This window comes from Pseudomonas canadensis, from assembly GCF_030980095.1.
GTDB classification, from domain to species: domain Bacteria; phylum Pseudomonadota; class Gammaproteobacteria; order Pseudomonadales; family Pseudomonadaceae; genus Aquipseudomonas; species Aquipseudomonas canadensis.
On record NZ_CP133298.1, the window covers coordinates 327,604 to 353,252 of the forward strand.

Consider the following 25,649-nt stretch of genomic DNA (forward strand, 5'->3'; position numbering starts at 1 on the left):
CCTTTGCGATCTACCAAGGCGTTTTCATGACCCGCGATACCCTCGAACGCAACCAGGTCCCTTTGTACTTCGTAGTCGTGATGCTGGCTGCCGGTTTCGGTCTGCTCGCCCCCTCATTCGCCCACCACCTCGGCAGACTGATCACACCCGCCATCTCGGTACTGATGTACGCAATGTTCCTGCAAATCCCCTTTCTGGACCTACGTCAAAGCCTGACCAACAAGCGCTTCCTGTCGGCGTTGCTGTTCGCCAACTTCATCCTCATTCCGTTACTGGTGTGGGCATTGACCCAAGGCCTGGCAGGCCGTCCGGCACTGCTGGTAGGAGCGTTGCTGGTATTGCTGACCCCGTGCATCGACTACGTGGTGGTGTTTACTCATATCGGCAAGGGTGATTCGCGGTTGATGCTGGCGGCGACGCCGGTGCTGTTGTTGCTGCAGTTGGCGCTCTTGCCGATCTACCTGGGCGTGATGCTAGGGGCGCAGTCCGGAGTGGTTGTTGAGGTGCAGCCATTTATCGAGGCATTCCTCTGGTTGATCGTGCTGCCCATGGTTCTGGCAGTTCTCACGGCTTCAGTGGCGCGGCGATCATCACTCGTCAGTGCTTGGAACGGCGGCTGGGCGTGGATACCGGTGCCGGCGATGGCATTGGTGCTGTTTGTGGTGATCGGTTCGCAGATCACGTCGGTGGTGCGGGATATCAACCTGTTGCTGCCGGTGATCCCGGTGTACGTCGGTTTCCTGTTGCTGGCGCCGTTGATGGGCGCGCTGGCGTCGCGGCTGTTTGCACTGCCTGCGGTTACGGCCAGGGCGGTGACGTTCAGCGCATCGACGCGCAATTCGCTGGTGGTACTGCCCTTGGCGCTGGCGCTACCCGAAGATGTGCGTGGCTTGGCGGCGACTGCGGTGATCCTGCAAACCCTGGTCGAGCTCGTTGGTGAGCTGATTTACGTTCGGTTGATCCCGAAATGGGTGTGGCCCGCAGGTCGGTAAACGCGGGAATGTTCAGGTCTGTTCAGGCGCTATTCAGCAGGGCATTCGGCACCATAAGTCGGCGCCCCTAACTGACAGGTCAACCGATGGATCACCGCAACCGTTTTCGCCTGGAATCCCTGGGCATTTTCCTGTTTGCCCTGCTGCTGTTCACCCTGGGGATCTGGGATCAGCAGCCCCAAGGATTTGACGGACGCTGGGCGCTGTTCCTGCAAGAAATGTTTCGCCATGGCGCGAGTCTTTTCCCGACCACCTATGGTCAGCCCTACGCGGATTACCCTGGAACCGCGACCTTTTTCAGCTTTGTGTTTGCCCGACTGTTTGGCGCGCCCAATCATCTGGCCAATGTGCTGCCCACCGCTCTGGCTTCGGCTGGCGTAGTTGCCTTGATCTACCGCTTGCTGGCCCCGTCGAATCGTCAGTGGGCGCTGCTCACTGTGCTGTTGACCTTGCTTACCACCCAGCTGCTCGAAAAATCCCGCTCTGTCTGCCTGGATCAGATGGTGGCGTTGTTGTGTGTAGGAAGTTTTTACCTGTTGCACAGTGGCGGGCGCTGGAGGCGGCTTGCGGTGTTTGCGCTGTTCATCCTGGGCTTTGCGATACGCGGGCCGCTGGGGTTGATCGAAGTCTGTGGTGTGGTCTGTGTGTACTGGGCGTTGGGCAGTCCAGGGGAGCGAGTGAAGCAGTTGCTGATTCACGGCACTGTTGGCCTGGTGCTGCTGGCAATCTGTTGGTGGTTGCTGATGAAGTTGGCGCGCATCAGTGGGGGCGACGCCTTTGCAGACGAGGTGTTCAGGATGCAGGTGGGCGGTCGTCTCGATGAAACTGGAGAACCGTTTTATTTCTACTTCCAGTTGAGCCTCTACCGCTACTTCCCGGTGGTGCCGTTGGCGCTGGCCACCCTGATTGCGCTGCGTCATCGCTGGTCCGAGCGGTTCGAAGGCGACATGCAGCTGGTGGTGCGACTCGGCGCCTGCGGCTTGATGATCTTGCTCGGGCTGTCGGTGCCGCACTTCAAGCGCGCCTATTACATCCTGCCGATGGTACCGATGTTTGCGGCTGTCGCAGCCTATGGGCTGCTCCAGGCGCCGAGTTGGCTCTCGGGCATGCGCCGATGCTACGAAGGGCTGGTCGTGGCACTACCGGCGTTGTGCGTGGTTGTAGTCTTCGTCTGTCGACATGCGTGGCAAAAGCATGGTTACTGGCCTGATGTTTCGCTGCCGTTGCTGATTGGCGTGCTAGGGGTGTTGCAAGTGGCAGCGCTGATCGCCTGGCGGCGAGCGGGGCGGTTGGTGTGGCTCAGCCTGATCGCATTGCTGGCGCAATGGTTGTTGTTGGTGACGGTGGTGGAGCCGTCCAAGGATATGCAGTTCGATACCCGCAAGTTTGTCGGTCAGGTAGAAGCACTGCGTGCAGAGACGCCTGGACCGCTGGTGTTTATCAATCTGGGGCGAGACACCTGGGCGGTGCGCTACATGATGAACCTGGACCATGATGAGCAACCGCTGTTTGTCGGCGGTCAACAGCTCGAGGGGTTGGAGGGCTTGCCTCGGCCCGCCTGGGTAATTGTGTCGCGCAAGGAGACCGCATTGCTGCAAGGGACGCCGCTTGAGCGTCAGGCGCCGACCTTTGAGGGGCGGCTGAACGACAATCCACTGATGGTGTTTTTGCTGAAATGACTCAGCAAGTTGCTGTATGTTCGCCAGCTGGGTGACCGATCAGTCATTCAATTGAGCTGTTTTTTGGAATTGCCGTACTGGAAGCCTCATGGATATGACGAAAAAGGACTTTAAGCGGCCTGACTGTGGCCACGTGATCGGCCGTTCGCGAATTGGCTGGTTGAGCATCTGCTTCGACGGCGGCTGCAGCTACCCTGCGATGATCAATGTGCTGAGAGCTGTCTTCAAGCGCTATGGGCGCCTGGTGCGGTTTGGCGAGAAGCTGTCGGCGCAGGGTTGGATTGATCGAGTCGAGGAGCGGGGCTTTCAGATCTCCGATCAGGAGCGGGTGGCGGTGTTTACGTTGATGTGGGATGGAAAGTGAAAGATCTACTGGGGTGATGCTGAATCGCCTCAGGCTAGGCCGATAAATTCCAGGCAACAAAAAACCCGCACTAGGCGGGTTTCTTGTGTGTTTCAGATGACGTTTGCACCACCTGAAACTGAATAGTGGTGCCCAGAGACGGAATCGAACCGCCGACACGGGGATTTTCAATCCCCTGCTCTACCGACTGAGCTATCTGGGCAACGGGGCGCATTAAACGGGTTTTTCAGGGGGTCGTCAAGCAAGTTTTCAAAAAATATTTAATTATTACCGTCGCTTACGTGCAGACCCCGGTTTTTGATCAATTATTGAGCAGGCGGCACGTAGCCGTCAGCCTTGGCGTATTCCTCGCCGGAAAAGAACTTGTCCATCTCGCCTGCCAGGTATTTACGGTCTTCGGCGTTCATCATGTTCAGGCGTTTTTCGTTGATCAGCAGGGTCTGGTGTTTCAGCCAGTCGCCCCAGGCTTTGGCGGAGACGTGCTCGAAAATGTCCTGGCCCTTGGCGCCTGGGTACGGAGGGCGCTCGAGGCCTGGCAATTCTTCTTTGTACTTGCGGCACATGATGGTGCGGGTCATGACGGAACTCCTGCATTCAATACGTCGGCCGCGCGCTTCAGCAGTTTTTTTACCGGGGCGGCAAGGCCCAGGCGCGGCGGGGTGGCGAGGTTATACCAGAGCCAGTCTGCCTCGGCCACGTGATGGGCGGATTCCTCGACCTGGACCAGCCAGGGTTCGATGGCGAGTTGGAAGTGGCTGAAGGTGTGGATCAGCCCTGGCAGCGCCTGTTGCTTGCCCAGCTCCAGCGCGTGCTGGTGGGCCAGGTGTTCCAGGTCTTGCAGGTCGTCCAGCTCCGGCAAACTCCACAGGCCGCCCCACAGGCCTGTAGAGGGGCGGCGATAAAGCAGGATCGCGCCCTCTGCATTGGCCAGCAACGGCATCAGCGTGCGCTTCTGCGGGATAGTCTTGCGCGGCTTGGGGATTGGGTAGCGCGTCTCCAGGCCGAGCATGTGGGCTTCACAGCCTTTTTCCAGTGGGCACAGCAGGCAGCTGGGTTTGCTGCGGGTGCAGAGCGTGGCGCCCATGTCCATCATCGCCTGGGTGTAGGCGTCGACCCGATCATGAGGCGTGAAGCGTTCTGCGGTGGCCCATAGCTGCTTGGCCACCTTGGGCTCGCCTGGGTAGCCCTCTTGCGCGGTGAAGCGTGCCAGCACGCGTTTGACGTTGCCGTCGAGGATCGGTGCACGCAGGCCCATGCTCAGGCTGGCGATCGCACCAGCCGTGGACAAACCGATGCCGGGCAGCTCGGTGAGCTTCTCGACATCCTTGGGAAACTCGCCGCCGTACTCGGCCACGACAATCTTCGCGGTCTTTTGCAGATTGCGCGCCCGGGTGTAGTAACCCAGGCCGGTCCACAAGTGCAGCACTTCATCTTCCGGCGCGGCCGCCAAGGCCTCGACCGTTGGCAGCGAAGCCATGAAACGATCGAAATAGTTGAGCACGGTGCTCACCTGGGTCTGCTGCAGCATGATCTCCGAGACCCACACCCGATAAGGCGTGATGCCCTGTTGCCAGGGCAGGTCGTGGCGACCGTGGCGGTCGTACCAGTCCAACACCGCCGTTGAAAACTGCTCGTTTCTCATCGTTTGAACAGGCCTTTCAAAGCGTCTTTGAGTTGTGGATTAACCTTGTCGAGCTTCTCTTCCAGCTTTTCGTTCAGGCGGTTGCCGGCCGCCTTGATGGCGACCTGGCCCAGGCCGTCCTTGTCCAGGCGGCAGGCCTTGGCGCCCAGCTCCAGTGGGCCACGGCAGCGCAGCGGTACTTCGATACCCTGGAAGTTCGAGCCCACCTGACAGGCCGGGTCCGGCGTTGCACGCTGGTCGCCTTCGACAATGATGCCTACGCGGTAATCCATGCCCAGCACACGCAGGTCGATGTCGCCGTTGCCATTGACGGTCAGGCCGGGGATGCGCACTTTCAGGTCAGGGTTGCTGGCTACGCCGTTACGGAAGGTCAGGTTGCCCTTCAACTCTTGGAACGGCGTGTCCTTGCCTTGCGGTGTGCTGCTCAAGGTCTTGCGGTTGAGCAGGGCAATACCGGTGCACAGTTGCTGTTCGAGGTTGGCGTTGAGCAACACACCGTTGTTGATCACAAAGCTGGCGGTGCCGTTGAGGCTGTCGATCAGGGCTTTCTGGCTATTGCCACGGCCCGTGAGGTTGCTGTCGAGGGTGATCTGGCCCTTCACCGGTGGGTTTTGCCCTTGGGCTTGCAGGATGCGTTCGACCGGCACTTGCTTGATATGGCTTTGCAGCGCCAGCACCGGAATATCCTGGCGCACATCGAGGCTGCCGTTGGCCTGGAAAGTACCGTTGTAGAGGCCACCGCTCAGGGTATCGAGCTTGAGTTGACCATCGACGCCCGACGCCTTGAGCGCCGCATTCTGGATCGGCAGCTTGCTCAAGGTCAGTTGGCCGAAGGCTAGGTCGGCGTTCACATCCAGCGTGCGCAGACGCGCCAGCGGCAGCAGTTTGTCGGTACTCCAGGCACCTTTGGTCGGTGCGTCGGGCAGCGGTGTGGTGCCGCCGGCGGCCATGGCACCGGCTTCGCTGTTCTGTACTTCGGCCTGGCGGGCTGCGGCTGCACCCTTGGCGGATTCAGACTTGGCCGGCAGGTAGTTGTCGGCGTTGAAGGTATCGCCCTTGAGCTGGACGCGCAGGGATTGCTTGGCAAAATCCTCCACGGCGAGGCGGCCGGTGAAGGTGCTGCCGTCGAGTTTCAGGTTCAGGTCTTCCAGGGCCACGCTGCTCGGCGTGCCCTTGAGGCGGCTGACCAGTTCGACCTTGCTCAGGCTGCCCTCGGCCATGGGCGGCAGCGGGTGGCCAACACCGTCGAGAAACTTGGTCAGGTCAAACTGGGCTATGGACAGCGCGCCGCTGAGCTGCGGAGTCTTGTCCAGATCGTTGACCTTCAGCTCGCCCAGTGCGCGCAGTTGATTGGCCGACAACTTCATATTGGTCCATTCGGCGATATTGGCCGCCTGGTCCACCAGCAATTGGCCCTGGGTGGAGAACGTCACGGTCTTGCCTTGCAGCGGCTCGCCCGTGGCTTCACCGCTGATCTTCATGTCTTCAAGCTGATAGCGCTTGAGCGCACGCTGGATGCGCAGGTTGCCGTTGAGTTCGGTCTTGACGCGCATCACCGGCTGGTTGCTGCCGAAGAACGCAGTGAGCTTCACCGGAATGCTGGCGCCTTCGTGCACGGCACCGGCGCTCAGTTGGATGCTTTCAGCGCTGAACTGCTTGCCGGTCTGCTCGTCGTTGTATTCGACGCGAGCGTTGTTGACCGTCAGGCTGTCGATGTCCAGGCGAATGGGCTTCGAGGGTTTTTCCGGTTCGGGTTCGGAGGGTTTCTCGGTCGAGCCTGGGCTGCCGACGGTCGCCTCGGTCACGTTCTTGCCGATGTCTTCCCAGTTGCCGTGGCCTTGCTTGTCACGGTTGAGGCGCAGGTTGAGGCCTTCGACGCGCACATCGCTCATCTGTACTTCGCGGCGCAGCAGCGGCAGCACGCGGACAGAGAGACCGAGCATCTGCAGGTCGGCGAATGGCTGGGTCGGCGCGGTCAGGGTCGCCACGCTGGCTTCGTGCAGTTCCAGGCCTAGCCAGGGGAACAGGCTCCAGCCGATATCGCCATTGAGCGTCAGCTCGATGTGGGCCTTGTCGCGGGCAATCTGGCGAATCTCGTCTTTATAGTCGTTGGGATCGAAGAGATGGGTCAGGGCAAAGCCTAGAGCCACAATGATCAGCAACAGCCCGAGAAGTACCAGACCCAGGATTTTGCCGAACGCTTTCATGGGCGAGTCCTTGTATGTCGATTTCAAAATTTAGCCGCAGAGTATAACGCCCGACGGCCTGCGTCAGTGCCCCGATCGTTACATTGTATCCAGGGACGGGAAACGGGTTTTTGGCGTCAAACAAAACAGATTTCCTGAAAAAGGTGATATCAGTTTGGTTTTTCTGTCATCCACAGGTGCTAATCTGCGCAGGTTCGTCTGCCTTCTGCGACATAGCGTCGCGCTCAAATGGAGCTTTACTCAACAACAACGGCCAACGCTTTGCGTGCAAGGCCGAGGGAGAGAGCGCCTGACGGACACATACTAACAACTGGGGGAAACACCAATGAGCACTAGCACTGTGGCAGGTTCAACTGCCGCACAGCCTGCGTTCCTGTCCAAGGAACGTATCATCGCCAAGCCCGGCTTCAACCGCTGGCTGGTTCCACCGGCCGCCCTGGCCATCCACCTGTGCATCGGCATGGCCTACGGGTTCTCGGTGTTCTGGCTGCCATTGTCCAAGGCACTGGGCATCACCAAGCCGGTCGCCTGCGCGCCGGACATGAGCTTCATCACCCAAGTCTTCTCGTCCCAATGCGACTGGCCCATCTCCATGCTGGGCTGGATCTACACCCTGTTCTTCATCTTCCTGGGCTGCTCGGCAGCGATCTGGGGCGGCTGGCTGGAACACGCCGGGCCACGTAAGGCCGGTGTTGTATCGGCATTGTGCTGGTGCGGTGGTCTGCTGATCTCGGCGTTGGGTATCTATACGCACCAGATCTGGCTGATGTGGATCGGCTCCGGGGTCATTGGCGGTATCGGTCTGGGCCTGGGCTATATCTCGCCCGTGTCGACCCTGATCAAGTGGTTCCCGGACAAGCGCGGCATGGCGACCGGCATGGCGATCATGGGCTTCGGCGGCGGTGCGATGGTCGGCGCTCCGTTGGCAGCAGCCTTGATGGGCCACTTTGCCACGCCCGACAGCGTGGGCGTGTGGCAGAGCTTCCTGGTAATGGCTGCGATCTACTTCGTGTTCATGATCGGCGGCGCCTTGTCCTACCGCGTGCCGCCTACCGGCTGGAAGCCTGAGGGTTGGACCGCGCCGGCGAAAAAGGCCAGCAACGCGATGATCACTCACCGTCACGTGCACGTGAACGTGGCGTGGAAAACCCCGCAATTCCGATTGGTCTGGCTGGTGCTGTGCCTGAACGTATCCGCCGGTATCGGCATCCTCGGCATGGCTTCGCCACTGCTGCAGGAAGTGTTCGGCGGCAAGTTGCTGGGTGTGGATGTGCCGTTTGGCCAACTGGATGCGGGCCAATTGGCTTCCATCGCAGCCATCGCTGCGGGTTTCACCGGTCTGTTGAGCCTGTTCAACATCGGTGGCCGGTTCTTCTGGGCGTCGTTCTCCGACTACCTGGGCCGTAAAAACACCTACTTCGTGTTCTTCGCGTTGGGCTTTGCCCTGTACGCGCTGATCCCGAACCTGGGTCACCTGGGCAACGTGGCGCTGTTCGTGGCGGCGTTCTGCATCATCCTGTCGATGTACGGCGGTGGTTTTGCGACCGTTCCGGCCTACCTGGCCGACCTGTTCGGCACCCAGATGGTTGGCGCGATCCATGGTCGCCTGCTGACCGCCTGGGCTGCAGCTGGCGTGCTGGGCCCGGTACTGGTGAACTACCTTCGCGAATACCAGCTGAGCATCGGCGTTGAACGCGCCGCGGCCTACGACATCACGTTGTACATCCTCGCCGGCCTGCTGGTGTTGGGTTTCATCTGCAACCTGCTGGTTCGTCCGGTGGCCGACAAGTACTTCATGACCGACGCTGAACTGGCCGCCGAACAGGCGCTGGGCCACGACAAAGGCGCGGACGCGACTACTTCCCTGGAGTGGAAAGCTGCCCCTGGCACCGTGCCTTTGGCGATTGCCGCCTGGCTGGTGGTGGGTATTCCGTTGGCGTGGGGTGTGTGGGTGACCCTGCAGAAGACCGCAGTCCTGTTCCACTGATGCAAACCCTGTAGGGCCTGGCTTTGTGTGGTGAGCGGGCTTGCCCCGCGTTGGGTCGCGAAGCGACCCCAATGAGACCAGCGCGTTTTTTCAGTTAAAACGCGTAGGTAGGTTTTGGGGCTGCTTCGCAGCCCAACGCGGGGCAAGCCCGCTCGCCACATAAGCCGGTACCCACATGTATGCACATGTCTATCCCCGACATTCCTCGCTTCAACTCGTCAGTCTTATCCCCTTCGATGTTTCTGTTTAGCGCCCGCGCCCCTATAATGGCTGCCTTTTTCGCCCAATGATTTTGCGGAGCTGGTGATGGCCGAACGTAAGGCGTCCGTCGAGCGCGACACTCTGGAAACCCAGATCAAAGCCTCGATCAACCTGGATGGCACCGGAAAGGCCCGATTTGATATCGGTGTACCTTTTCTTGAGCACATGCTGGACCAGATCGCCCGTCACGGGCTGATCGACCTGGATATCGAAGGCAAGGGCGACCTGCACATCGACGACCACCACATGGTGGAAGACGTGGGCATCACCCTCGGCCAGGCATTTGCCAAGGCCATCGGCGACAAAAAAGGCATCCGTCGCTACGGCCACGCCTATGTCCCGCTGGACGAAGCGCTGTCGCGCGTGGTCATCGACTTCTCCGGCCGCCCAGGCTTGCAGATGCATGTGCCGTACACCCGTGCCAATGTGGGCCGCGGCTTTGACGTCGACCTGTTCCAGGAATTCTTCCAGGGTTTCGTCAACCACGCACTCGTCAGCCTGCACATCGACAACCTGCGCGGTACCAACACCCACCACCAGATCGAAACCGTGTTCAAGGCTTTTGGCCGCGCGCTGCGCATGGCCGTTGAGCTGGACGACCGCATGGCCGGGCAAATGCCCTCGACCAAGGGCGTCCTGTAATGCAGACGGTCGCGGTTATCGATTACGGCATGGGTAACCTGCACTCGGTGGCCAAGGCCCTCGAACACGTAGGGGCCGGCAAGGTGCTGATCACCAGCGATGCCAGCGTGATTCGCGAAGCTGACCGGGTGGTGTTTCCCGGTGTCGGTGCGATTCGCGATTGCATGGCCGAAATCCGCCGCCTGGGCTTTGACAGCCTGGTGCGCGAAGTCAGCCAGGATCGTCCGTTTCTCGGCATCTGCGTGGGCATGCAAGCCTTGCTCGACAGCAGTGAAGAGAACGACGGCGTCGACTGCATCGGCCTGTTCCCGGGCCAGGTGAAGTTCTTCGGCAAGGACCTGCATGAAGACGGCGAACACCTGAAAGTCCCGCACATGGGCTGGAACGAAGTCCGCCAGACCGTGGATCACCCGCTGTGGCACGAAGTGCCGGACATGGCGCGCTTCTACTTCGTGCACAGCTACTACATCGCTGCCGGTAAGCCGGGCCAGGTGGTGGGTGGCGGGCACTACGGCGTCGACTTCGCCGCCGCGCTGGCCGAAGGTTCGCGCTTTGCCGTGCAGTTCCACCCGGAGAAGAGCCATACCCATGGCCTGCAATTGCTGCAGAACTTCGCCGCCTGGGACGGGCGCTGGTAAATGGCCAGGAAGCCGAAGCCGCCGATCTTGAACCTCACGCCCGAGCAGGAGAGTGAGGCCACCCTCAAGATCAAGCGCTTCATGGAGGACCGCTTCGAGCTTAAATTGGGCTCGTTCGAGGTCGCCGAGATTCTTGAGCTGTTCACCACCGAAGTGGCTCCGCACTATTACAACAGGGCGATTTTCGATACGCAGACGCTCCTTAAAGAAAGGTTCGAAAGCATCGAAAGCGACCTGTGGTCGCTTGAGAAACCCTGATTTCCCAAGCATTGCTGAATTTCGAATAAGGTTTGCCAGATGCTGATTATCCCCGCTATCGATCTCAAGGACGGCGCCTGCGTCCGTCTGCGCCAAGGCCGCATGGAAGACTCCACCGTGTTCTCCGATGACCCGGTGAGCATGGCTGCCAAATGGGTAGAAGGGGGCTGCCGTCGTCTGCATCTGGTGGACTTGAATGGCGCCTTCGAAGGTCAGCCGGTCAATGGCGAAGTGGTCACGGCCATCGCCAAGCGCTACCCGAGCCTGCCGATCCAGATCGGCGGCGGTATCCGCTCCCTGGAAACCATCGAGCACTACGTCAAGGCCGGCGTGAGCTACGTGATCATCGGCACCAAGGCCGTGAAAGACCCGGCATTCGTCGCCGAAGCTTGCCGCGCGTTCCCTGGCAAAGTGATCGTGGGCCTGGACGCCAAGGATGGCTTCGTCGCCACCGACGGCTGGGCTGAGATCAGCACCGTGCAGGTCATCGACCTGGCCAAGCAGTTCGAAGCTGACGGTGTTTCTGCCATCGTTTATACCGACATCGCCAAAGACGGCATGATGCAGGGCTGCAACGTGCCGTTTACCGCCGCGCTGGCTGCTGCGACCAAGATCCCGGTGATCGCTTCCGGTGGTATCCACAACCTGGGCGACATTAAGTCGCTGCTGGACGCCAAGGCCCCAGGCATCATCGGTGCCATCACCGGCCGCGCGATCTACGAAGGGACCCTGGACGTCGCCGAAGCCCAGGCTTACTGCGATGCCTACAACGGCTGAGGACTGACCATGGCGCTGGCCAAACGCATCATCCCTTGCCTGGACGTCGACAACGGTCGCGTGGTCAAGGGCGTCAAGTTCGAGAACATCCGTGACGCCGGCGACCCGGTGGAAATCGCCCGTCGCTACGATGAGCAAGGTGCCGACGAGATTACCTTTCTCGACATCACCGCCAGCGTCGACGGCCGTGACACCACGCTGCATACCGTCGAGCGCATGGCCAGCCAGGTGTTCATCCCGCTGACCGTGGGCGGTGGCGTGCGTACCGTGCAAGACATCCGCAACCTGCTCAATGCCGGCGCGGACAAGGTCTCGATCAATACCGCCGCCGTGTTCAACCCGGAGTTCGTCGGCGAAGCCGCGCAACACTTCGGTTCGCAATGCATCGTGGTTGCCATCGACGCCAAGAAAGTCTCTGGCCCGGGCGAAACCCCGCGTTGGGAGATCTTCACCCACGGCGGGCGCAAGCCGACCGGCCTGGATGCGGTGGAGTGGGCGATGAAGATGGAAGGCCTGGGCGCGGGTGAAATCCTGCTGACCAGCATGGACCAGGACGGCATGAAAAACGGCTTCGACTTGGGCGTAACCCGCGCTATCAGCGACGCCTTGGGCATCCCAGTGATCGCCTCCGGTGGCGTCGGCAACCTGCAGCATTTGGCCGATGGCGTGATCGAAGGCCACGCCAGTGCGGTGCTGGCGGCGAGTATTTTCCACTTTGGCGAATACACCGTTCCCGAGGCAAAAGCCTACATGGCCGCGCGCGGTATCGTCGTTCGCTGAATGCTGCTGGACACCATGGCAAGTGCGCGGCACTCTTTGCGCTTGCCATGGATTCCGGTCGCCCTTCATGTTCAGACATCTTCTGCTTGCCCTCGCCAGTACGTCCATCCTTTTGGCGGGCCCAGCCCACGCCGAGGAGCTGTCTGACACTTCCCTGGTGTTGCTGACGGAAAACTTCCCGCCGTACAACATGGCGAAAAACGGCAAGAACTTCGCCAAGGAAGACAACATCGAAGGCATCGCCGTGGACATCGTGCGCGAAACCTTCAAGCGCGCCGGCATTTCCTACAACCTCACCCTGCGATTTCCTTGGGAGCGCATCTACAAGCTCGCCCTGGAAAAACCGGGTTATGGCGTGTTCGTGATGGCCCGCCTACCGGACCGCGAAGCCTTGTTCAAATGGGTCGGCCCCATCGGCCCGGACGATTGGGTGCTGCTGGCCAAGGCTGACAGCAAGATCCAGCTCGACGACCTCGAACAGGCGCGCCGCTACAAGATCGGCGCCTACAAAGGCGATGCTATTGCCGAGACCCTTGAAAAACAGGGTCTCAAGCCAATGATGGTTCTGCGCGATCAAGACAACGCGCAAAAACTGCTGGATGGCCAAATCGACCTGTGGGCTACCGGAGATCCCGCGGGCCGCTACCTGGCGCGCCAGGTGGGCGTGACCGGGCTCAAGACCGTGCTGCGCTTCAACAGTGCCGAGCTGTACCTGGCACTGAACAAGAACGTGTCGGATGAACTGGTGGCCAAGCTACAGGCGGCCCTGGATCAGTTACGGGACGAGGGTGTTGTCGCTGACATCATGGGTCGCTACCTCTAAGGTGGTTTCAGCGGCAGGTGGCAAGGCCTCGGGTTCCACAGTCTGGGCGGGCACCTGTTCGGCAGGCTCGTGAAAGTGCAGCTTCACCTCGCTGAAGTAGCCCAGCTCGGGGCCTGACTGGCTACCGTCCTTTCGTAGCAACGTGTAGTTGCTCTTGGTGATGTAGGCGTCGACATATTGGTTGGCGGGCACATAGACGATGACCTCTACGATCGTCATATTTCCCCAGCCGTGAGTCGATGAACCGTGGGTGAACTCGCTGTCGAGCCTGGCAGAGAAATTGAGTGCGGATGCTGGGGTATTCGCGGCCCATTCACCGGATATCTCGATACCGGTCAGGGTCTTGAGTTGCAATGAATAATTATAGCTTTCCCCCTTTGGACTCTGCCAATTGACGATTTTGCTGCTGTCTGTTTCGTTGCGCTCGCTGGCGAATAAGGCATGCCGGTCGGTCCTCTCCAGCCGGTAGATCGGGGAGCTTTGCAGTTGCTCCACGGGGCTCAGTTCAGCGTCCTTTACCGTAAACCATGGCAGTTCATAAGCGCTGGGTGCACTCTCCGGCCCTGGACGCCAGTGTGCCGGTTCCGGCGGTAAGGCGGGATAATGCAGTGTCAGCGCAATACGTAGGGCGTAAGCCGTTGGTTGTAAGCGCGGTTTTGTATAGGAACCTGCCCCGGCAAAGGTACCGGGGGCAAGCACCGCCTCTCCGGCAGAGGCCAGCGGGGGAGCAACCGTCCAGGCGCTGAAGGATGTGAGAGCGCCACTGCCTTTGTCGTTCCAGATCAAGGCATCAGCCTGGGATTCGACCACGAGATCTGCGCGGATACAGCGCAGGGTGCTGCGCGGCGGCTTGTCATTGCCAACACCGCACACCAGCCCCATCGCCACATACCCATTCGGTGCAATCGGCCGCCAGACCGAGCAGGCAGTCGTTACCCTTGGCCCCGAATGCTTCCAGACCAACTCGAAATCATCGGGCATGCGCAGTGCCGTGCCGTTGTCCTTGTCCACTTCGCTGACTACCGCGACGATTTTGTGCTGGTTGATATTTTGGTAGTCACCCACCGCCACGTCGCCCAGGGAATAAAACGGGGTCAGGTGGTCGGCGCTCGTGCTCGGTCGCCAAAAGGTCACGGCCTGCTTGGCGCGAGTGCCTTTGTCATTCCAAAGTTGGGTGAATTCCGTGGTGAAGCTGATCAGCAGGTCTTTGTACTTAAGCGGTTCCATAGGTTTTCCCGATGCCAAAAGTGCACTGTCGTGACGTGGCGTTCTTGCCACATGTACGCGCACTATTCGGGAACATGGAACTGCGTGAGTGGTAACTATCTAGCGATAGATGCCATCTTTGCCGTGACCGGCCATGGCGCGATTGCTGCGCACGCTGATCATCAACTTGATATCAATCCAGTCGACGCCCTGGGCCTTGAGCTTGGGCAGCTCGCGCTCCAGCACCGCCAGGGTTTGTGGATAAGGGTGGCCGATCATCACCGCTGAACCCTGCTTGTGCGCCAGTTTGATTGCGGTCTGCAATTGCGTAGTGATCGCTGCTTCGGTGCGCTCGTCATCCAGGAACACATCCCGCGAGACGTGGGCCAGGCCGATCTTCTGCGCTTCGGCCGCCGCGACGGTCTGTGCGCTGGTGCGGCTGTCGACAAAGAACTTGTTGCGCCGTTGCAGCTCGGCCATCAGCCAGGCCATGGCAGCCGGTTGTGCGGTCATGCGGCTGCCCATGTGGTTGTTGATGCCGGCGGTGTAGGGCACTGCCTTGAAAGCGGCGTCCAGGCGCTTGCCCAGTTCTTCGATGGTCAACTCGGGGTGCCAGGCGAACGGACCGGTGGCTGGGTCCATGGGCATGTGCAGGATCACGATCTTGCCGGCCTTGTGAGCTTCGCGGGCAAATTCGGCGGCGTGGGGCGTGTCGGGCATGATCGCCGTCGTGACAGGCCCAGGCAGTGCCAGCACGCGACGGTCCCGGGGCAGGTTTTGCCCGAGGTCGTCGATGATGAGCGTCAGGTAGGCTTTGTGAGGCTCGCCGGCTGAGGTCGCTTGGGCGACCCCGGCCAGGCTGCACAGCACAGCGATGATCAGGGCAAAACGCATATCAACGGCTGCGTGTGATGCTCAGGCCTTTGAGCAGGCTCAACGCCTGGGCCAACTGGTAATCGTCATCCTGCGGCATCGGCTTGGCTTTCTTGCTGCTACCGGTTGGCTGGTCGGCGCCACCGTTGCCATTGCCCAAGTGACCTTGCAGGTCTGCCTCTTTGTAGTACTCGCTGTCGATCTCGTTGGTGATCTTGGCCTTGCGCACCTCGATGTCCGGCACGATGCCCTGGGCCTGGATCGAGCGACCGTTCGGCGTGTAGTACAGCGCGGTGGTGATTTTCAGTGCGCGCTCGTTGTTCAGCGGCAGCACGGTTTGTACCGAGCCCTTGCCGAAGCTGGTGGTGCCCATCAATACACCGCGTTTCTGGTCTTGCAGGGCGCCGGCGACGATCTCCGAAGCCGAGGCGCTGCCGCCGTTGATCAGCACGGCCAATGGCACGTTTTCGCTGAGGTCGTTGCCGGTAGCCGAGAAGCGCAGTTCGGAGTTGGCGATACGGCCCTTGGTGTAGACGATCAGGCCCTTGGTGATGAAATGGTCGACCACTTCCACCGCCGACTGCAGCACGCCGCCTGGGTTGTTACGCAGGTCGAGCACGATGCCGTTGAGCTTCTTGCCGTTGTCCTTGCGCAGCTTGGCCAGGGCCTTGGCCACTTCGTCGCCGGTCTTGACCTGGAACTGGGTGATGCGGATGTAACCGTAGCCCGACTCCAGCAGCTGGCTCTTCACGCTTTTGACCACAATGGTCGCGCGGGTCAGCGTCACGTCGAACGGGTTGCCGCCGTCGCGTACCAGGGTCAGGGTGATTTTCTGGCCGATCTTCCCGCGCATCTTGTCGACGGCTTCGGTCATGGTCTGGCCACGGGTCGGCTGGCCGTTGATCTTCACGATGAAGTCGCCGGCCTGGATACCGGCCTTGGACGCCGGAGTGTCATCAATCGGCGAGACCACCTTGACGTTGCCGTCTTCGGAACCGACTTCAATACCCAGCCCGCCGAACTCACCGCTGGTGCTTTCCTGCAGCTCGGCGAAATCTTCCGGGCCCAGGTAGGCGGAGTGCGGGTCGAGGTTGCTGAGCATGCCCTTGATGGCATTTTCCAGTAGGGTCTTGTCATCTACGGGTTCGACATAGGCGGCTTTGATCCGGTCCATGACCTCGGCAAAGGTGCGCAGCTCGTCCAGCGGCAACGGCGCCTTAGTGGTTGCGGCAGAGGTCGCGGCTGTGGCGGGTGCAGCCTGGTCGGCAAATGCCAGAGGCGCGCCGATCACCAGGGCGATCGTCAGGGCCAGCGAAGTGAGGCGGGACAAATGCAGCATGTCGAACGAACTCCTAATGTAGATGCAGCCCTATCCTTGGGAACGGCACCATTGTGCAGGATCGCTCGGGCGACCCTGCTGACGAATAGCGAAGTACAGCGCCGGCGTGTCCTGGCCACCACTGTTACCGACAGTGGAGATGGATTCACCGGCTTTTACAACGTCACCTGCCGACTTGAGTAAAGTCTGATTGTGGCCGTAAAGGCTCAAATAGCCATTACCGTGGTCAAGAATCACCAACAATCCGGCGCCGCGCAGCCAATCGGCAAACACCACGCGCCCACCGTGGACGGCGTGCACCTGGCTGCCGGCGGAGGCGCTGATCATCACGCCATCCCACTTCGCGCGGGTGTCGTCGCCGCGGGTTTCCCCAAAGCGTGCCAGTAATCGACCATCAACGGGCCATGGAAGTTTGCCGCGAGCTGAAGCAAAAGGGCCGCCGAAGTTCTCACCGGCGCTGGAAACCAGCGGGCCAGGGGCTGCATGTGCCGGTTTACGCGGGGCCGGAGCGTCCGAGCTGGCAGCCAGCTCAGCTTCACGCTGACGCTTTTTTTCGGCTTCCTGCTGGGCGATCAGCGCTTTCTGCCGTGCTTCTTCGGCCTCGCGTGCCTGGCGGGCCAGGGTTTCTTCGATGGTCTTGAGCACTTTGGCCAGGTCGGCCTGGTCCTGCTCGCGGGCCTGCAGCTTGGCGTCACGGGCCTTTACGTCGTCATTGAGTTTGGCCAAGGCCAGTTGGCGTTCCTTGCGGACCTTGTCCAATTCGTTGCGCTGGGTGTCGAGGGCGACTTTCTGGTCTTGCAGCTGGGATTGCTGGTTGCCGATTTCCTGTTCGACGTTGACCAACTGGCGCAGGGTCTCATTGAAGCTTTTCAGTTGCTCCAGGCGGGCCTTGCTCAGGTAGTCGTAGTAGGTCAGGGTGCGCGCGAATTTCTCAGGATTCTGCTGGTTGAGCAGCAGCTTGAGGTATTCCTGGCGGCCGTTCTGGTAGGCGGCACGGGCCTGGATCGCGATCAGGCGTTGCTGTTCAACGCGTGCGCTCTGGAGTTTTTTTTTCTCAGCGTCGAGTCGCTCCAGTTCCGACTCGCTCTTCTTTAATTCTTTTTGCAGCTCCTGGACCTGCTTTTCCAGCTTGCCCATCTCGGTTTCCGTGCCGCGCAGATCTTTCTGCACCCCGGATTTTTCTTCCTGGAGCTTGCCGAGCAGTTTTTTCAGCTCGGTAATGTCCTGACGCGTAGCGTCCAACTGTTGTTGGGTTTGTGCGCGCTCATCGGCAAACGCCGGTTGGAGCAGGCAGACAAGAGCAAGGGTAATCAAGGCGCGAAGCATAGAGGCGGGCGACACCAGGGAAATGGACGGCCTAGTATGCCCGCCAAGCGCAGCAAAAAAAACGCCTCAAAGCCAACTGCTTTGAGGCGTTCGTCATAAAAAGCCGTTTAGGGCGATTTAATCGGTTGGTTTAGAGGTTTAAACCAATATCGAAGTCCCCGTCATCTCCACCGGTTTCTCCAGCCCCATCAGTTTCAGCATGGTCGGCGCCACATCCGCCAGCACGCCGCCATCACGCACCTTGAAATCACGCTTGCCGACATAGATGAACGGTACCGGTTCGGTGGTGTGAGCGGTGTGAGCCTGGCCGGTGGATTCGTCGGACATCTGCTCGCAGTTGCCGTGGTCTGCAGTGATCAGTGCTTCGCCGCCGACCTTTTCCAGGGCATCGACGATGCGGCCGACGCACAGGTCCAGGCATTCCACGGCCTTGGTTGCGGCTTCCAGGTTGCCGCTGTGGCCGACCATGTCGCCGTTGGCGTAGTTGACCACGATCACGTCGTAACGCTGGTGTTCGATGGCGTCGACGATCTTGTCGGTGACTTCCGGCGCGCTCATTTCCGGCTGCAGGTCGTAGGTGGCGACCTTTGGCGATGGGATCAGGATGCGTTCTTCGCCCGGGAATGGCTCTTCGCGGCCGCCGGAGAAGAAGAAGGTCACGTGGGCATATTTTTCGGTTTCGGCAATGCGCAGCTGGGTCTTGCCGTTTTTTGCCAGGTAGTCGCCCAGCACGTTATCCAAGGTGCCTGCTGCAAAGGCGGCGGGGGCCGGGATGCTGGCGGCGTACTGGGTGAGACCCACGTACTGCACTTTCGGCTGGCGGGCGCGTTCGAACTCCTTGAAACCGTCTTCGACAAACACGCGGCTCAGCTCGCGGGCGCGGTCGGCGCGGAAGTTCATGAACACTACGGCGTCGCCGTCTTCTACCTTCACGGGCTCACCAATGGCGGTGGCTTTGACGAATTCATCGCTTTCGCCACGGGCGTAGGCGGCTTCCAGGCCTTCCTGGGCGGTGGCGGCGTGGAATTCGGCCTGGCCGTCGACGATCAGGTTGTAGGCCTGGGCGACGCGGTCCCAGCGGTTGTCGCGGTCCATGGCGAAGTAACGACCCACCAGGCTGGCGATGCGGCCTTTGCCGAGGGCGGCGAAAGTGGCGTCGAGCAGTTCGATGGACGACTGCGCGCTTTTTGGCGGGGTGTCACGGCCGTCAAGGAAGGCGTGCAGGTAGATCTTGTCGGCGCCGCGCTTGAAGGCCAGTTCGGCCATGGCGACCAAGTGATCCTGGTGGCTATGGACGCCGCCATCGGACAGCAAGCCCATGAAGTGCACGGCCTTGCCAGCGGCTACTGCTTTGTCTACCGCGGCGCAGATGGTCGGGTTCTCGAAGAACTCGCCATCGCGGATCGCTTTGGTCACACGGGTGAAGTCTTGATATACCACTCGTCCGGCGCCGAGGTTCATGTGGCCGACTTCCGAGTTGCCCATCTGGCCGTCCGGCAGGCCTACGTCCATGCCCGAGCCGGAGATCAGGCCGTTGGGTACGGTGGCGGTCAGGCGGTCGAGTACCGGCTTCTTGGCCGCGTATACCGCGTTGTCGTGGTGGCTTTCACTGTGTCCGAAGCCATCGAGAATTATCAGGACCAAAGGTTTAGGCGTAGTAGTCATAGATCCTCTCGCGGCGGTAATAAAGGAAGACAATTGAAAAGGGAGTGGCAGTTTAAAGCGAAGTTCCGACCACGTCACCGCTTTACGGGGGTTGGCCCCCCCTGACGGCTGTGTATACTTACCGCCATTTTAACGCCCTGGAACCTCCTTGATGGTTGATCACCTGATTGCATTTGCCACTGCCCACTATCTGCTTGTGGGTGCCTTCGTCATCCTGCTGGCGCTGCTGATCGCTCACGAATTGAGCCGCGGTGGCCGCAGCCTGAGCACGGCGGAGCTGACCGCGCTGGTCAACAAGGACGAGGCCGTTGTCGTGGACATCCGCCCAGCCAAGGATTTCGCCACCGGCCACATCGTCGGTGCCCTGAACATTCCGCAGGACAAGCTGATCGCGCGCCTGGCCGAGCTGGAAAAGCACAAGGCCAAGACCATCATCCTGGTCGATGCCCAAGGCCAGCACGCCGGCACCCACGCCCGCGAAATGCTCAAGACCGGTTTCACCGCTGCCAAGCTGTCCGGTGGCATCAGCAGCTGGCGCGCCGATAACCTGCCGCTGGTGAAGTGATATGACTCAGGTTGTCGTGTATTCCAGCGATTGGTGCCCTTACTGCATGCGGGCCAAGGCCCTGCTGGAGAAAAAGGGCGTTGCCTTCGAAGAAATCAAGGTCGACGGCAAACCCCAGGTGCGCGCCGAAATGGCCCAGAAGGCGGGGCGTACGTCCGTGCCGCAGATCTGGATCGGCGCCAAGCACATCGGTGGTTGCGACGACCTGTTCGCCCTTGAGCGCGCCGGTAAACTCGATGCGCTGCTGCTCGTCTGACTCCTAAACCCTAAAAGACCCCAAGATCACAAGGATCTGCGATGACTGACCAACAGAACACCGAAGCTGCAGAAGCCCAAGCGCCACAGTTCTCGCTGCAGCGCATCTACGTGCGTGACCTGTCGTTCGAAGCGCCGAAAAGCCCGGCCATCTTCCGCCAGGAATGGACCCCAAGCGTTGCGTTGGACCTGAACACCCGCCAAAAAGCCCTGGAAGGCGACTTCCACGAAGTGGTGCTGACCCTGTCTGTGACGGTCAAGAACGGCGAAGAAGTGGCCTTCATCGCTGAAGTGCAACAGGCCGGTATCTTCCTGATCCAGGGCCTGGACGAAGCGTCCATGAGCCACACCCTGGGCGCGTTCTGCCCGAACATCCTGTTCCCCTATGCCCGTGAGACCCTGGACAGCCTGGTCACCCGTGGCTCGTTCCCTGCGCTGATGCTGGCTCCGGTGAACTTCGATGCCCTGTACGCTCAAGAGCTGCAGCGCATGCAAAGTGAAGGTTCGTCGACTGTTCAATAAGTCGACGCGGTAAAAAATGTGGGAGCGGGCTTGCTCGCGAATGCGGTACTTCAGTCGATATCTTCAGTGACTGACACACTGCTTTCGCGAGCAAGCCCGCTCCCACATTTGTTTTGCGGTGTTATTTGAAGCCGAGTTGGCGCCAGCCTTCGTAAACGGCGACGGCAACGGTGTTCGACAGGTTCAAGCTGCGGCAGCCCTCGCGCATCGGCAAACGCAGACGATGGCCGTCCGGCAGTGCGTCAAGCACCTCGGCCGGCAGGCCCCGGCTTTCCGGGCCGAACAGGAAGGCGTCGCCTTCGGCAAAGCTGACATCATGGAACGGCTGCGAGCCCTTGGTGGTGAACGCGAACAGCCGCGGGTGCCCCAGGCTTTCCAGGCAGCTGGCCAGGTCGGCGTGGCGCTTGAGCGTGGCGTACTCGTGGTAGTCCAAACCGGCACGGCGCAGGCGCTTGTCGTCCATGTCGAAGCCCAAAGGCTCGATCAAATGCAGGTGGCAGCCACTGTTGGCGCACAGCCTGATAACGTTGCCGGTATTCGGCGGAATTTCTGGTTGAAAAAGGATGACGTGAAACATGCACGGCTCCGAAGGCAAAGATGCGCTGCATTCTACCTCCGAAGAGGACCCAAGGCCGAAGCTTATGCCGCGGGTCATGGGCTCTTTGGCAATTGTTGGCTTGATGGTGGGCCTGATGATCGGCCGACTGACCACCCCGGACCCGGTCGAATTGCAACAGGTCGAGACTGCGGCGGACGGCGTGGTGGTGTGGTTCAACAGCGAGCCCAAGCTGCACGGCGAGCATATCGACGGCACCGTGGCGCTGCTGTTCGACGCGCAAGGCACGGCAGCCAGTGGGCAACTCAAGGTCAATGAAAAGGATGTGAACTGGCGTGTGCGCAAGACCGACGGCGGCCTGTTGTTAAACCTGGTCGCGGCTCGGCCGTTGCGCGGGGAATGGAAAGGAGAGGAGGCTGACGGCCGCTGGCGGCTGGAGATCCATCTCCAAGAGCAATAAAAGAGGGAATCCCCGGCCTGCCTGTACCAAGGTCCCCAAAACGGGTTGGAGCTATGGGCGCTGTGCCACATAAGCCCCGGGTGTAAAGAAGGGAGTTCCCGGCCTGCCTGTACCAGGGCTCCCAAAACGGGGTGAAGCCTTAAGGGCTTCGGTGTTAAAGAGGGGATTCTCGGCCTGCCTGTACCAAGGTCCCCGAAACTGGGTTGTACAAGGGTTATTGCAGGGCGCGTGCCAGACTCGTCGAGTTGTGCCAAAAAAATTCTTCAAATAGCGCAAAGCCCCGGATTACGGGGCTTTGGTGTTTTTGGCTTTTAGGTTCTTTTCTACGAGGCTGTAGTTTCGGGCTTTGGATTCGTGCCCGATGCCGGTTCATGGTGCATTGAAGCGGTGCACAGTCTTGGGTCCAACACAAAACAACTGTGGGAGCTGGCTTGCCTGCGATGGCGGTGTGTCAGCCATACATCGGGTGACTGACACGGTGCTATCGCGAGCAAGCCCGCTCCCACAGGGGATGTTCAGTGGATCAAGGATGGGTGATCAGCCCTCATCACCCTCATCATCATCCCCACCGTCCACCTTCATCCCCAGCTCCTTGATCTTGCGCGTCAAGGTATTACGGCCCCACCCCAGCAACACTGCAGCATCACGCCGGCGGCCGGCAGTGTGCTTGAGTGCCGTCTCGATCATGATCCGCTCGAACGCCGGCACGGCGCTGTCCAGCAGGTTCGACTGACCGCGTGCCAGTGCCTGGTCGGCCCATTGGCGCAAAGCCTGCTCCCAGTTGGTCACAGGGGCGGAGTCCTGCGGCAGGCTCAACAGCTCCGGCGGCAGGTCGCTGATGTGCACTTCGCGCCCGGACGCCATCACCGTGATCCAGCGGCAGGTGTTCTCCAGTTGGCGCACGTTGCCAGGCCACGGCAGGTTCTTCAGGTATTCCTCGGTCTCGCTTTTCAGCAGTTTCGGCTCGACCGCCAGCTCCTGGGCAGCGCGGCTGAGGAAATGGCGGGCCAGGGTCGGAATGTCTTCGCGACGGTCTGACATCCGTGGAATGTGAATGCGGATTACGTTGAGGCGATGGAACAAGTCCTCACGGAATTTACCCGCGTGGACCAAGGTTTCCAGATTCTGGTGGGTCGCCGCGATGATGCGCACATCCACCTTGACCGGCGTGTGCCCGCCCACGCGATAGAACTCACCGTCCGCCAGCACCCGCAGCAAGCGGGTTTGGGTGTCGGCCGGCATGTCGCCGATTTCATCGAGGAACAGCGTGCCGCCGTCCGCCTGTTCAAAGCGGCCGCGGCGCAGGTTGGCTGCGCCAGTGAACGCGCCTTTTTCATGGCCAAACAGCTCGGATTCCATCAGGTCCTTGGGAATCGCCGCCATGTTCAACGCAATGAACGGCGAGGCCGCCCGTGGGCTGTGGCGGTGCAGTGCATGGGCGACCAGTTCTTTACCGGTGCCCGATTCGCCGTTGATCAGCACGGTGATGTTGGAATGGCTCAAGCGCCCGATGGCGCGAAACACTTCCTGCATCGCCGGCGCTTCGCCGATGATTTCCGGGGTACGGGTCAGGGCCGGCGGGGCTTCCTGGTTCTGCTGTTCCTGGGCGTGCTGGTTGGCGCGCTTGACCAGCGCCACCGCCTCGTCCACGTCGAACGGCTTGGGCAGGTATTCAAAGGCTCCGCCCTGATAGGACGCGACAGCGCTGTCCAGGTCCGAGTGCGCGGTCATGATGATCACCGGCAGGCGCGGGTGCTGTTCGCGGATGCGCGCCAGCAGGTCCAGGCCACTGGCGCCGGGCATGCGGATGTCGGAGATGATCACGTCGGGCTGCTGGCGCGCCAGGCGGCTCATCACGCCGTCGGCGCTGTCGAAACTCTGGGTGGTCATGCCTTCCTGTTGCAAGGCTTTCTCGAGGACCCAGCGGATAGAACGGTCGTCATCGACGATCCAGACAGTTTCACTACGGCTCATGTCGATGGGGCTCCTTGTTCCAGTGGCAGAAAGATCGAGAAGGTGGTGTGGCCAGGATGGCTCTCACATTCGATCAGGCCCTGATGCTGGCTGATGATGTTCTGGGTAATGGCCAGGCCCAGCCCGGTACCGTCCGGGCGGCCACTGACCATGGGAAAGAAAATGGTTTCCTGGAGTTCCGCAGGAATGCCCGGACCGTTGTCGATGATCTCGACCTTGGTCACCAGGCGATGGCGCACGTGGCCGATGGTGAACTGGCGCAGGGCGCGGGTGCGCAGGCTGATGCGGCCCAGGCGCAGTTCGTTCTGGCTGCTGATGGCCTGCATGGCGTTGCGCACGATATTGAGTACCGCCTGGATCATCTGTTCGCGGTCGATCAATACGTCGGGAATGCTTGGGTCGTAGTCGCGCACCAAGGTGATGCAGCCTTGGCTTTCCGCCTCGACCAGTTGGCAGACACGCTCCAGCACTTCGTGCACGTTGGTCATCGCCAGCGACGGCAGCTTGTTGGAGCCGAGCATGCGGTCCACCAGGTTACGCAGGCGGTCGGCCTCTTCGATGATGACGTTGGTGTAGTCCTTGAGATTCTCGTCCGGCAGCTCGCGGGCCAGCAATTGGGCCGCGCCACGGATGCCGCCGAGTGGGTTCTTGATCTCATGGGCCAGCCCGCGCACCAACATCTTGCTGGTCTCCTGCTTGGATAGCTGCGCTTCCTCCTTGGTGATGCGCAGCAGGCGGTCGCGGGGGTGCACTTCCAGCAACAGCAGGGTGGCGCCGTTGCTCAGGATCGGGGTCACGGCGTAATCGACGGTCAGCGTCTGGCCTGTAAGCGCCGTGAGCATCGCTTCGCGCTTGGTGAACGGGTGCGCCTGCTCCACCGCCTGGCGCAACGAACTCAAGGCTTCGGCCGACTCGGTGAACAATTCGCTGATGAACTGCCCATGGCTGCGCTGGCCGCTGATGGCCAGGAGCATCTCCGCCGCCGGGTTCATGTACTCAAGACGCAGGTCGTCATTGAGCAGGATGGTCGCGGTGGTCAGGTTGTCGAGTAGCAATCGGTGCAGTGCATCGCTGATGGTCATCAGGACCTCTTTTGGAGCAAGGCGCGGGCTTGAGGCACACGCTGATACAAGGAAAATGCAAAAACCAAACCAAGGCTCCGAAAAGAAGCGTCCAAGCCCTGAAATGGGGGTTTTAGGCGCGAAACTGTGGCGTTCTGCCAGCTCGCTCGGGAAGTTTCGAACCAAAATGGGCTGGACAGGTGGGTAGGGTGCAGCCTATCGCACCAATATAGTGCGGTTTTGTGAAGGTTGTTCAGGAAGTGGTAAGCGGACCGCTTTCAAGGCGGGTGAAAACGGTCCGTGAGGGTCAGTGTTGCTCTGACAGCGACATGCCCGGTGTGCCCGCATAAAACACCAAAAGCTCCACCGGGGTGTCTCCGGTGACGCCGCGATGCTCGGTGCCCACCATCTCGGCCAGGGTTTGGCCTTGCCTCAAGGTGCGCGTAGCCCCACTGCTGCGGGCCTCGACGGTCAACTCACCTGAAACGATGTAGGCGGCGTTGGGCATGGGGTGGGTGTGCCATGGCAGTTGCGTGCGCGCAGGGATCTTCAGGCGAATCAGCGTGAGCTGCGGCGGGCCGGAGGGGTAGGCTTTGTAGGGTGTGCCATCCCACGACTCGCTGCGTTCAAGCAAAACCTCTTTCTCGATCTGTGCCGCAGCCTTTACCTGCGTGCCGCAGCCCAGCAACGACAAACCTACCGTAGCAGCGATCAAGCACCTGAAGGTGTCCATGGTTCCATCCTGTTCATTGAGTGAACGCTCAGGCTATGGCTGTCGGCCCAGGCGATGATGCAGG

26 protein-coding genes and 1 tRNA gene are annotated in these 25,649 nt (G+C 60.6%); 14 read left to right on the forward strand and 13 right to left on the reverse strand.

The features are described 5' to 3' along the window. Window positions 1-26 precede the first annotated feature (26 nt). The 3 genes from RB216_RS01485 (at window position 27) to RB216_RS01495 (ending at window position 3,035) form a co-directional block, all read left to right on the forward strand. Complete coding sequence (locus tag RB216_RS01485) at window positions 27-992, forward strand: arsenic resistance protein (protein WP_068933773.1); 966 nt, start codon at window positions 27-29, stop codon at window positions 990-992. A gap of 86 nt (window positions 993-1,078) precedes the next feature. Beyond that, window positions 1,079-2,671, forward strand: a complete 1,593-nt coding sequence (locus RB216_RS01490) for an ArnT family glycosyltransferase (RefSeq protein WP_308908239.1) — start codon at window positions 1,079-1,081, stop codon at window positions 2,669-2,671. Window positions 2,672-2,759: 88 nt separating this feature from the next. After that, entirely contained in the window at window positions 2,760-3,035 is a 276-nt protein-coding gene (locus RB216_RS01495; protein WP_028615360.1) for a hypothetical protein, read from the forward strand. Between the two features lie 126 nt (window positions 3,036-3,161). Here RB216_RS01495 and RB216_RS01500 read toward each other — a convergent pair. The 4 genes from RB216_RS01500 to RB216_RS01515 form a co-directional block, all read right to left on the reverse strand. After that, window positions 3,162-3,237 (reverse strand) — tRNA-Phe (locus RB216_RS01500). A gap of 103 nt (window positions 3,238-3,340) precedes the next feature. Beyond that, complete coding sequence (locus RB216_RS01505) at window positions 3,341-3,613, reverse strand: oxidative damage protection protein (RefSeq protein ID WP_028615361.1); 273 nt, start codon at window positions 3,611-3,613, stop codon at window positions 3,341-3,343. Beyond that, on the reverse strand, window positions 3,610-4,677 hold the full coding sequence (mutY, locus tag RB216_RS01510; protein WP_028615362.1) for an A/G-specific adenine glycosylase: 1,068 nt from the start codon (window positions 4,675-4,677) through the stop codon (window positions 3,610-3,612). Before mutY ends, RB216_RS01505 begins: the two co-directional genes overlap by 4 nt. Continuing rightward, complete coding sequence (locus RB216_RS01515; RefSeq protein WP_308908240.1) at window positions 4,674-6,884, reverse strand: AsmA family protein; 2,211 nt, start codon at window positions 6,882-6,884, stop codon at window positions 4,674-4,676. Before RB216_RS01515 ends, mutY begins: the two co-directional genes overlap by 4 nt. 325 nt (window positions 6,885-7,209) lie before the next feature. Between RB216_RS01515 and RB216_RS01520 the strand changes: the two genes are divergently transcribed. The 7 genes from RB216_RS01520 (at window position 7,210) to RB216_RS01550 (ending at window position 13,050) form a co-directional block, all read left to right on the forward strand. Next, complete coding sequence (locus RB216_RS01520; protein WP_028615364.1) at window positions 7,210-8,871, forward strand: OFA family MFS transporter; 1,662 nt, start codon at window positions 7,210-7,212, stop codon at window positions 8,869-8,871. 306 nt (window positions 8,872-9,177) lie between these two features. Next, window positions 9,178-9,774 carry an imidazoleglycerol-phosphate dehydratase HisB gene (gene hisB, locus RB216_RS01525; RefSeq protein ID WP_028615365.1) on the forward strand — a complete coding sequence of 199 codons (597 nt, stop codon included), beginning with the start codon at window positions 9,178-9,180 and terminating at the stop codon, window positions 9,772-9,774. Next, a complete protein-coding gene (gene hisH / locus RB216_RS01530) occupies window positions 9,774-10,412 on the forward strand; it encodes an imidazole glycerol phosphate synthase subunit HisH (RefSeq protein WP_016979116.1) in 639 nt (212 codons plus the stop codon). Before hisB ends, hisH begins: the two co-directional genes overlap by 1 nt. Next, window positions 10,413-10,670: a DUF2164 domain-containing protein gene (locus RB216_RS01535; RefSeq protein WP_028615366.1), complete on the forward strand. Its 258-nt coding sequence runs from the start codon at window positions 10,413-10,415 to the stop codon at window positions 10,668-10,670. Between the two features lie 39 nt (window positions 10,671-10,709). Then, window positions 10,710-11,447, forward strand: coding sequence for a 1-(5-phosphoribosyl)-5-[(5-phosphoribosylamino)methylideneamino]imidazole-4-carboxamide isomerase (gene hisA / locus RB216_RS01540; protein ID WP_010213887.1), 738 nt, complete (start codon window positions 10,710-10,712; stop codon window positions 11,445-11,447). 9 nt (window positions 11,448-11,456) lie between these two features. Then, window positions 11,457-12,227 carry an imidazole glycerol phosphate synthase subunit HisF gene (hisF, locus tag RB216_RS01545; RefSeq protein WP_003171107.1) on the forward strand — a complete coding sequence of 257 codons (771 nt, stop codon included), beginning with the start codon at window positions 11,457-11,459 and terminating at the stop codon, window positions 12,225-12,227. A gap of 67 nt (window positions 12,228-12,294) precedes the next feature. Further along, window positions 12,295-13,050 carry a substrate-binding periplasmic protein gene (locus RB216_RS01550; protein WP_068935628.1) on the forward strand — a complete coding sequence of 252 codons (756 nt, stop codon included), beginning with the start codon at window positions 12,295-12,297 and terminating at the stop codon, window positions 13,048-13,050. Here RB216_RS01550 and RB216_RS01555 read toward each other — a convergent pair. From RB216_RS01555 to gpmI, 5 genes are all read right to left on the reverse strand, one after another. Continuing rightward, window positions 13,003-14,277, reverse strand: coding sequence for a Vps62-related protein (locus RB216_RS01555; protein WP_122685739.1), 1,275 nt, complete (start codon window positions 14,275-14,277; stop codon window positions 13,003-13,005). The genes RB216_RS01550 and RB216_RS01555 overlap by 48 nt on opposite strands. Before the next feature lie 99 nt (window positions 14,278-14,376). Beyond that, window positions 14,377-15,150: a divergent polysaccharide deacetylase family protein gene (locus RB216_RS01560; RefSeq protein WP_068935632.1), complete on the reverse strand. Its 774-nt coding sequence runs from the start codon at window positions 15,148-15,150 to the stop codon at window positions 14,377-14,379. 1 nt (window position 15,151) lies between these two features. After that, window positions 15,152-16,468, reverse strand: a complete 1,317-nt coding sequence (locus RB216_RS01565; RefSeq protein ID WP_028615370.1) for a S41 family peptidase — start codon at window positions 16,466-16,468, stop codon at window positions 15,152-15,154. A 30-nt stretch (window positions 16,469-16,498) separates the two neighbouring features. After that, complete coding sequence (locus RB216_RS01570) at window positions 16,499-17,794, reverse strand: murein hydrolase activator EnvC family protein (protein ID WP_122554718.1); 1,296 nt, start codon at window positions 17,792-17,794, stop codon at window positions 16,499-16,501. A gap of 138 nt (window positions 17,795-17,932) precedes the next feature. Continuing rightward, window positions 17,933-19,459, reverse strand: coding sequence for a 2,3-bisphosphoglycerate-independent phosphoglycerate mutase (gpmI, locus tag RB216_RS01575; RefSeq protein WP_068936358.1), 1,527 nt, complete (start codon window positions 19,457-19,459; stop codon window positions 17,933-17,935). A gap of 151 nt (window positions 19,460-19,610) precedes the next feature. Here gpmI and RB216_RS01580 point away from each other — a divergent pair, with 151 nt between their 5' ends. The 3 genes from RB216_RS01580 to secB are packed head-to-tail and all read left to right on the forward strand — an operon-like array spanning window position 19,611 to window position 20,801. Next, complete coding sequence (locus RB216_RS01580; RefSeq protein WP_010213877.1) at window positions 19,611-20,024, forward strand: rhodanese-like domain-containing protein; 414 nt, start codon at window positions 19,611-19,613, stop codon at window positions 20,022-20,024. A 1-nt stretch (window position 20,025) separates the two neighbouring features. Then, complete coding sequence (gene grxC, locus RB216_RS01585; RefSeq protein ID WP_016979125.1) at window positions 20,026-20,280, forward strand: glutaredoxin 3; 255 nt, start codon at window positions 20,026-20,028, stop codon at window positions 20,278-20,280. Window positions 20,281-20,321: 41 nt separating this feature from the next. Beyond that, complete coding sequence (gene secB, locus RB216_RS01590) at window positions 20,322-20,801, forward strand: protein-export chaperone SecB (protein WP_016979126.1); 480 nt, start codon at window positions 20,322-20,324, stop codon at window positions 20,799-20,801. 121 nt (window positions 20,802-20,922) lie between these two features. On the opposite strand, the gene RB216_RS01595 is transcribed toward secB, so the two are convergent. Continuing rightward, window positions 20,923-21,378, reverse strand: coding sequence for a tRNA (cytidine(34)-2'-O)-methyltransferase (locus RB216_RS01595; RefSeq protein ID WP_010213874.1), 456 nt, complete (start codon window positions 21,376-21,378; stop codon window positions 20,923-20,925). Here RB216_RS01595 and RB216_RS01600 point away from each other — a divergent pair. Beyond that, window positions 21,377-21,817 carry a hypothetical protein gene (locus RB216_RS01600; RefSeq protein WP_028615373.1) on the forward strand — a complete coding sequence of 147 codons (441 nt, stop codon included), beginning with the start codon at window positions 21,377-21,379 and terminating at the stop codon, window positions 21,815-21,817. The two genes, RB216_RS01595 and RB216_RS01600, sit on opposite strands and share 2 nt — an antisense overlap. A gap of 537 nt (window positions 21,818-22,354) precedes the next feature. On the opposite strand, the gene ntrC is transcribed toward RB216_RS01600, so the two are convergent. The 3 genes from ntrC to RB216_RS01615 form a co-directional block, all read right to left on the reverse strand. Beyond that, on the reverse strand, window positions 22,355-23,791 hold the full coding sequence (gene ntrC / locus RB216_RS01605; RefSeq protein WP_003218003.1) for a nitrogen regulation protein NR(I): 1,437 nt from the start codon (window positions 23,789-23,791) through the stop codon (window positions 22,355-22,357). Next, a complete protein-coding gene (gene glnL / locus RB216_RS01610; protein WP_016979130.1) occupies window positions 23,788-24,873 on the reverse strand; it encodes a nitrogen regulation protein NR(II) in 1,086 nt (361 codons plus the stop codon). Before glnL ends, ntrC begins: the two co-directional genes overlap by 4 nt. A gap of 286 nt (window positions 24,874-25,159) precedes the next feature. After that, window positions 25,160-25,585 (reverse strand): cupin domain-containing protein, encoded by a 426-nt coding sequence (locus RB216_RS01615; protein WP_308908241.1) that lies wholly within the window; start codon window positions 25,583-25,585, stop codon window positions 25,160-25,162. Between the last annotated feature and the right edge of the window lie 64 nt (window positions 25,586-25,649).

What these genes read in the sequence shown, in the direction of transcription:
- RB216_RS01485 (WP_068933773.1), top strand. Translation starts at nt 27, where the DNA reads ATGACCCGCGATACCCTCGAACGCAACCAGGTCCCTTTGTACTTCGTA.
- RB216_RS01490 (WP_308908239.1), top strand. Translation starts at nt 1,079, where the DNA reads ATGGATCACCGCAACCGTTTTCGCCTGGAATCCCTGGGCATTTTCCTG.
- RB216_RS01495 (WP_028615360.1), top strand. Translation starts at nt 2,760, where the DNA reads ATGGATATGACGAAAAAGGACTTTAAGCGGCCTGACTGTGGCCACGTG.
- RB216_RS01505 (WP_028615361.1), bottom strand. Translation starts at nt 3,613, where the DNA reads ATGACCCGCACCATCATGTGCCGCAAGTACAAAGAAGAATTGCCAGGC.
- mutY (WP_028615362.1), bottom strand. Translation starts at nt 4,677, where the DNA reads ATGAGAAACGAGCAGTTTTCAACGGCGGTGTTGGACTGGTACGACCGC.
- RB216_RS01515 (WP_308908240.1), bottom strand. Translation starts at nt 6,884, where the DNA reads ATGAAAGCGTTCGGCAAAATCCTGGGTCTGGTACTTCTCGGGCTGTTG.
- RB216_RS01520 (WP_028615364.1), top strand. Translation starts at nt 7,210, where the DNA reads ATGAGCACTAGCACTGTGGCAGGTTCAACTGCCGCACAGCCTGCGTTC.
- hisB (WP_028615365.1), top strand. Translation starts at nt 9,178, where the DNA reads ATGGCCGAACGTAAGGCGTCCGTCGAGCGCGACACTCTGGAAACCCAG.
- hisH (WP_016979116.1), top strand. Translation starts at nt 9,774, where the DNA reads ATGCAGACGGTCGCGGTTATCGATTACGGCATGGGTAACCTGCACTCG.
- RB216_RS01535 (WP_028615366.1), top strand. Translation starts at nt 10,413, where the DNA reads ATGGCCAGGAAGCCGAAGCCGCCGATCTTGAACCTCACGCCCGAGCAG.
- hisA (WP_010213887.1), top strand. Translation starts at nt 10,710, where the DNA reads ATGCTGATTATCCCCGCTATCGATCTCAAGGACGGCGCCTGCGTCCGT.
- hisF (WP_003171107.1), top strand. Translation starts at nt 11,457, where the DNA reads ATGGCGCTGGCCAAACGCATCATCCCTTGCCTGGACGTCGACAACGGT.
- RB216_RS01550 (WP_068935628.1), top strand. Translation starts at nt 12,295, where the DNA reads ATGTTCAGACATCTTCTGCTTGCCCTCGCCAGTACGTCCATCCTTTTG.
- RB216_RS01555 (WP_122685739.1), bottom strand. Translation starts at nt 14,277, where the DNA reads ATGGAACCGCTTAAGTACAAAGACCTGCTGATCAGCTTCACCACGGAA.
- RB216_RS01560 (WP_068935632.1), bottom strand. Translation starts at nt 15,150, where the DNA reads ATGCGTTTTGCCCTGATCATCGCTGTGCTGTGCAGCCTGGCCGGGGTC.
- RB216_RS01565 (WP_028615370.1), bottom strand. Translation starts at nt 16,468, where the DNA reads ATGCTGCATTTGTCCCGCCTCACTTCGCTGGCCCTGACGATCGCCCTG.
- RB216_RS01570 (WP_122554718.1), bottom strand. Translation starts at nt 17,794, where the DNA reads ATGCTTCGCGCCTTGATTACCCTTGCTCTTGTCTGCCTGCTCCAACCG.
- gpmI (WP_068936358.1), bottom strand. Translation starts at nt 19,459, where the DNA reads ATGACTACTACGCCTAAACCTTTGGTCCTGATAATTCTCGATGGCTTC.
- RB216_RS01580 (WP_010213877.1), top strand. Translation starts at nt 19,611, where the DNA reads ATGGTTGATCACCTGATTGCATTTGCCACTGCCCACTATCTGCTTGTG.
- grxC (WP_016979125.1), top strand. Translation starts at nt 20,026, where the DNA reads ATGACTCAGGTTGTCGTGTATTCCAGCGATTGGTGCCCTTACTGCATG.
- secB (WP_016979126.1), top strand. Translation starts at nt 20,322, where the DNA reads ATGACTGACCAACAGAACACCGAAGCTGCAGAAGCCCAAGCGCCACAG.
- RB216_RS01600 (WP_028615373.1), top strand. Translation starts at nt 21,377, where the DNA reads ATGCACGGCTCCGAAGGCAAAGATGCGCTGCATTCTACCTCCGAAGAG.
- RB216_RS01595 (WP_010213874.1), bottom strand. Translation starts at nt 21,378, where the DNA reads ATGTTTCACGTCATCCTTTTTCAACCAGAAATTCCGCCGAATACCGGC.
- ntrC (WP_003218003.1), bottom strand. Translation starts at nt 23,791, where the DNA reads ATGAGCCGTAGTGAAACTGTCTGGATCGTCGATGACGACCGTTCTATC.
- glnL (WP_016979130.1), bottom strand. Translation starts at nt 24,873, where the DNA reads ATGACCATCAGCGATGCACTGCACCGATTGCTACTCGACAACCTGACC.
- RB216_RS01615 (WP_308908241.1), bottom strand. Translation starts at nt 25,585, where the DNA reads ATGGACACCTTCAGGTGCTTGATCGCTGCTACGGTAGGTTTGTCGTTG.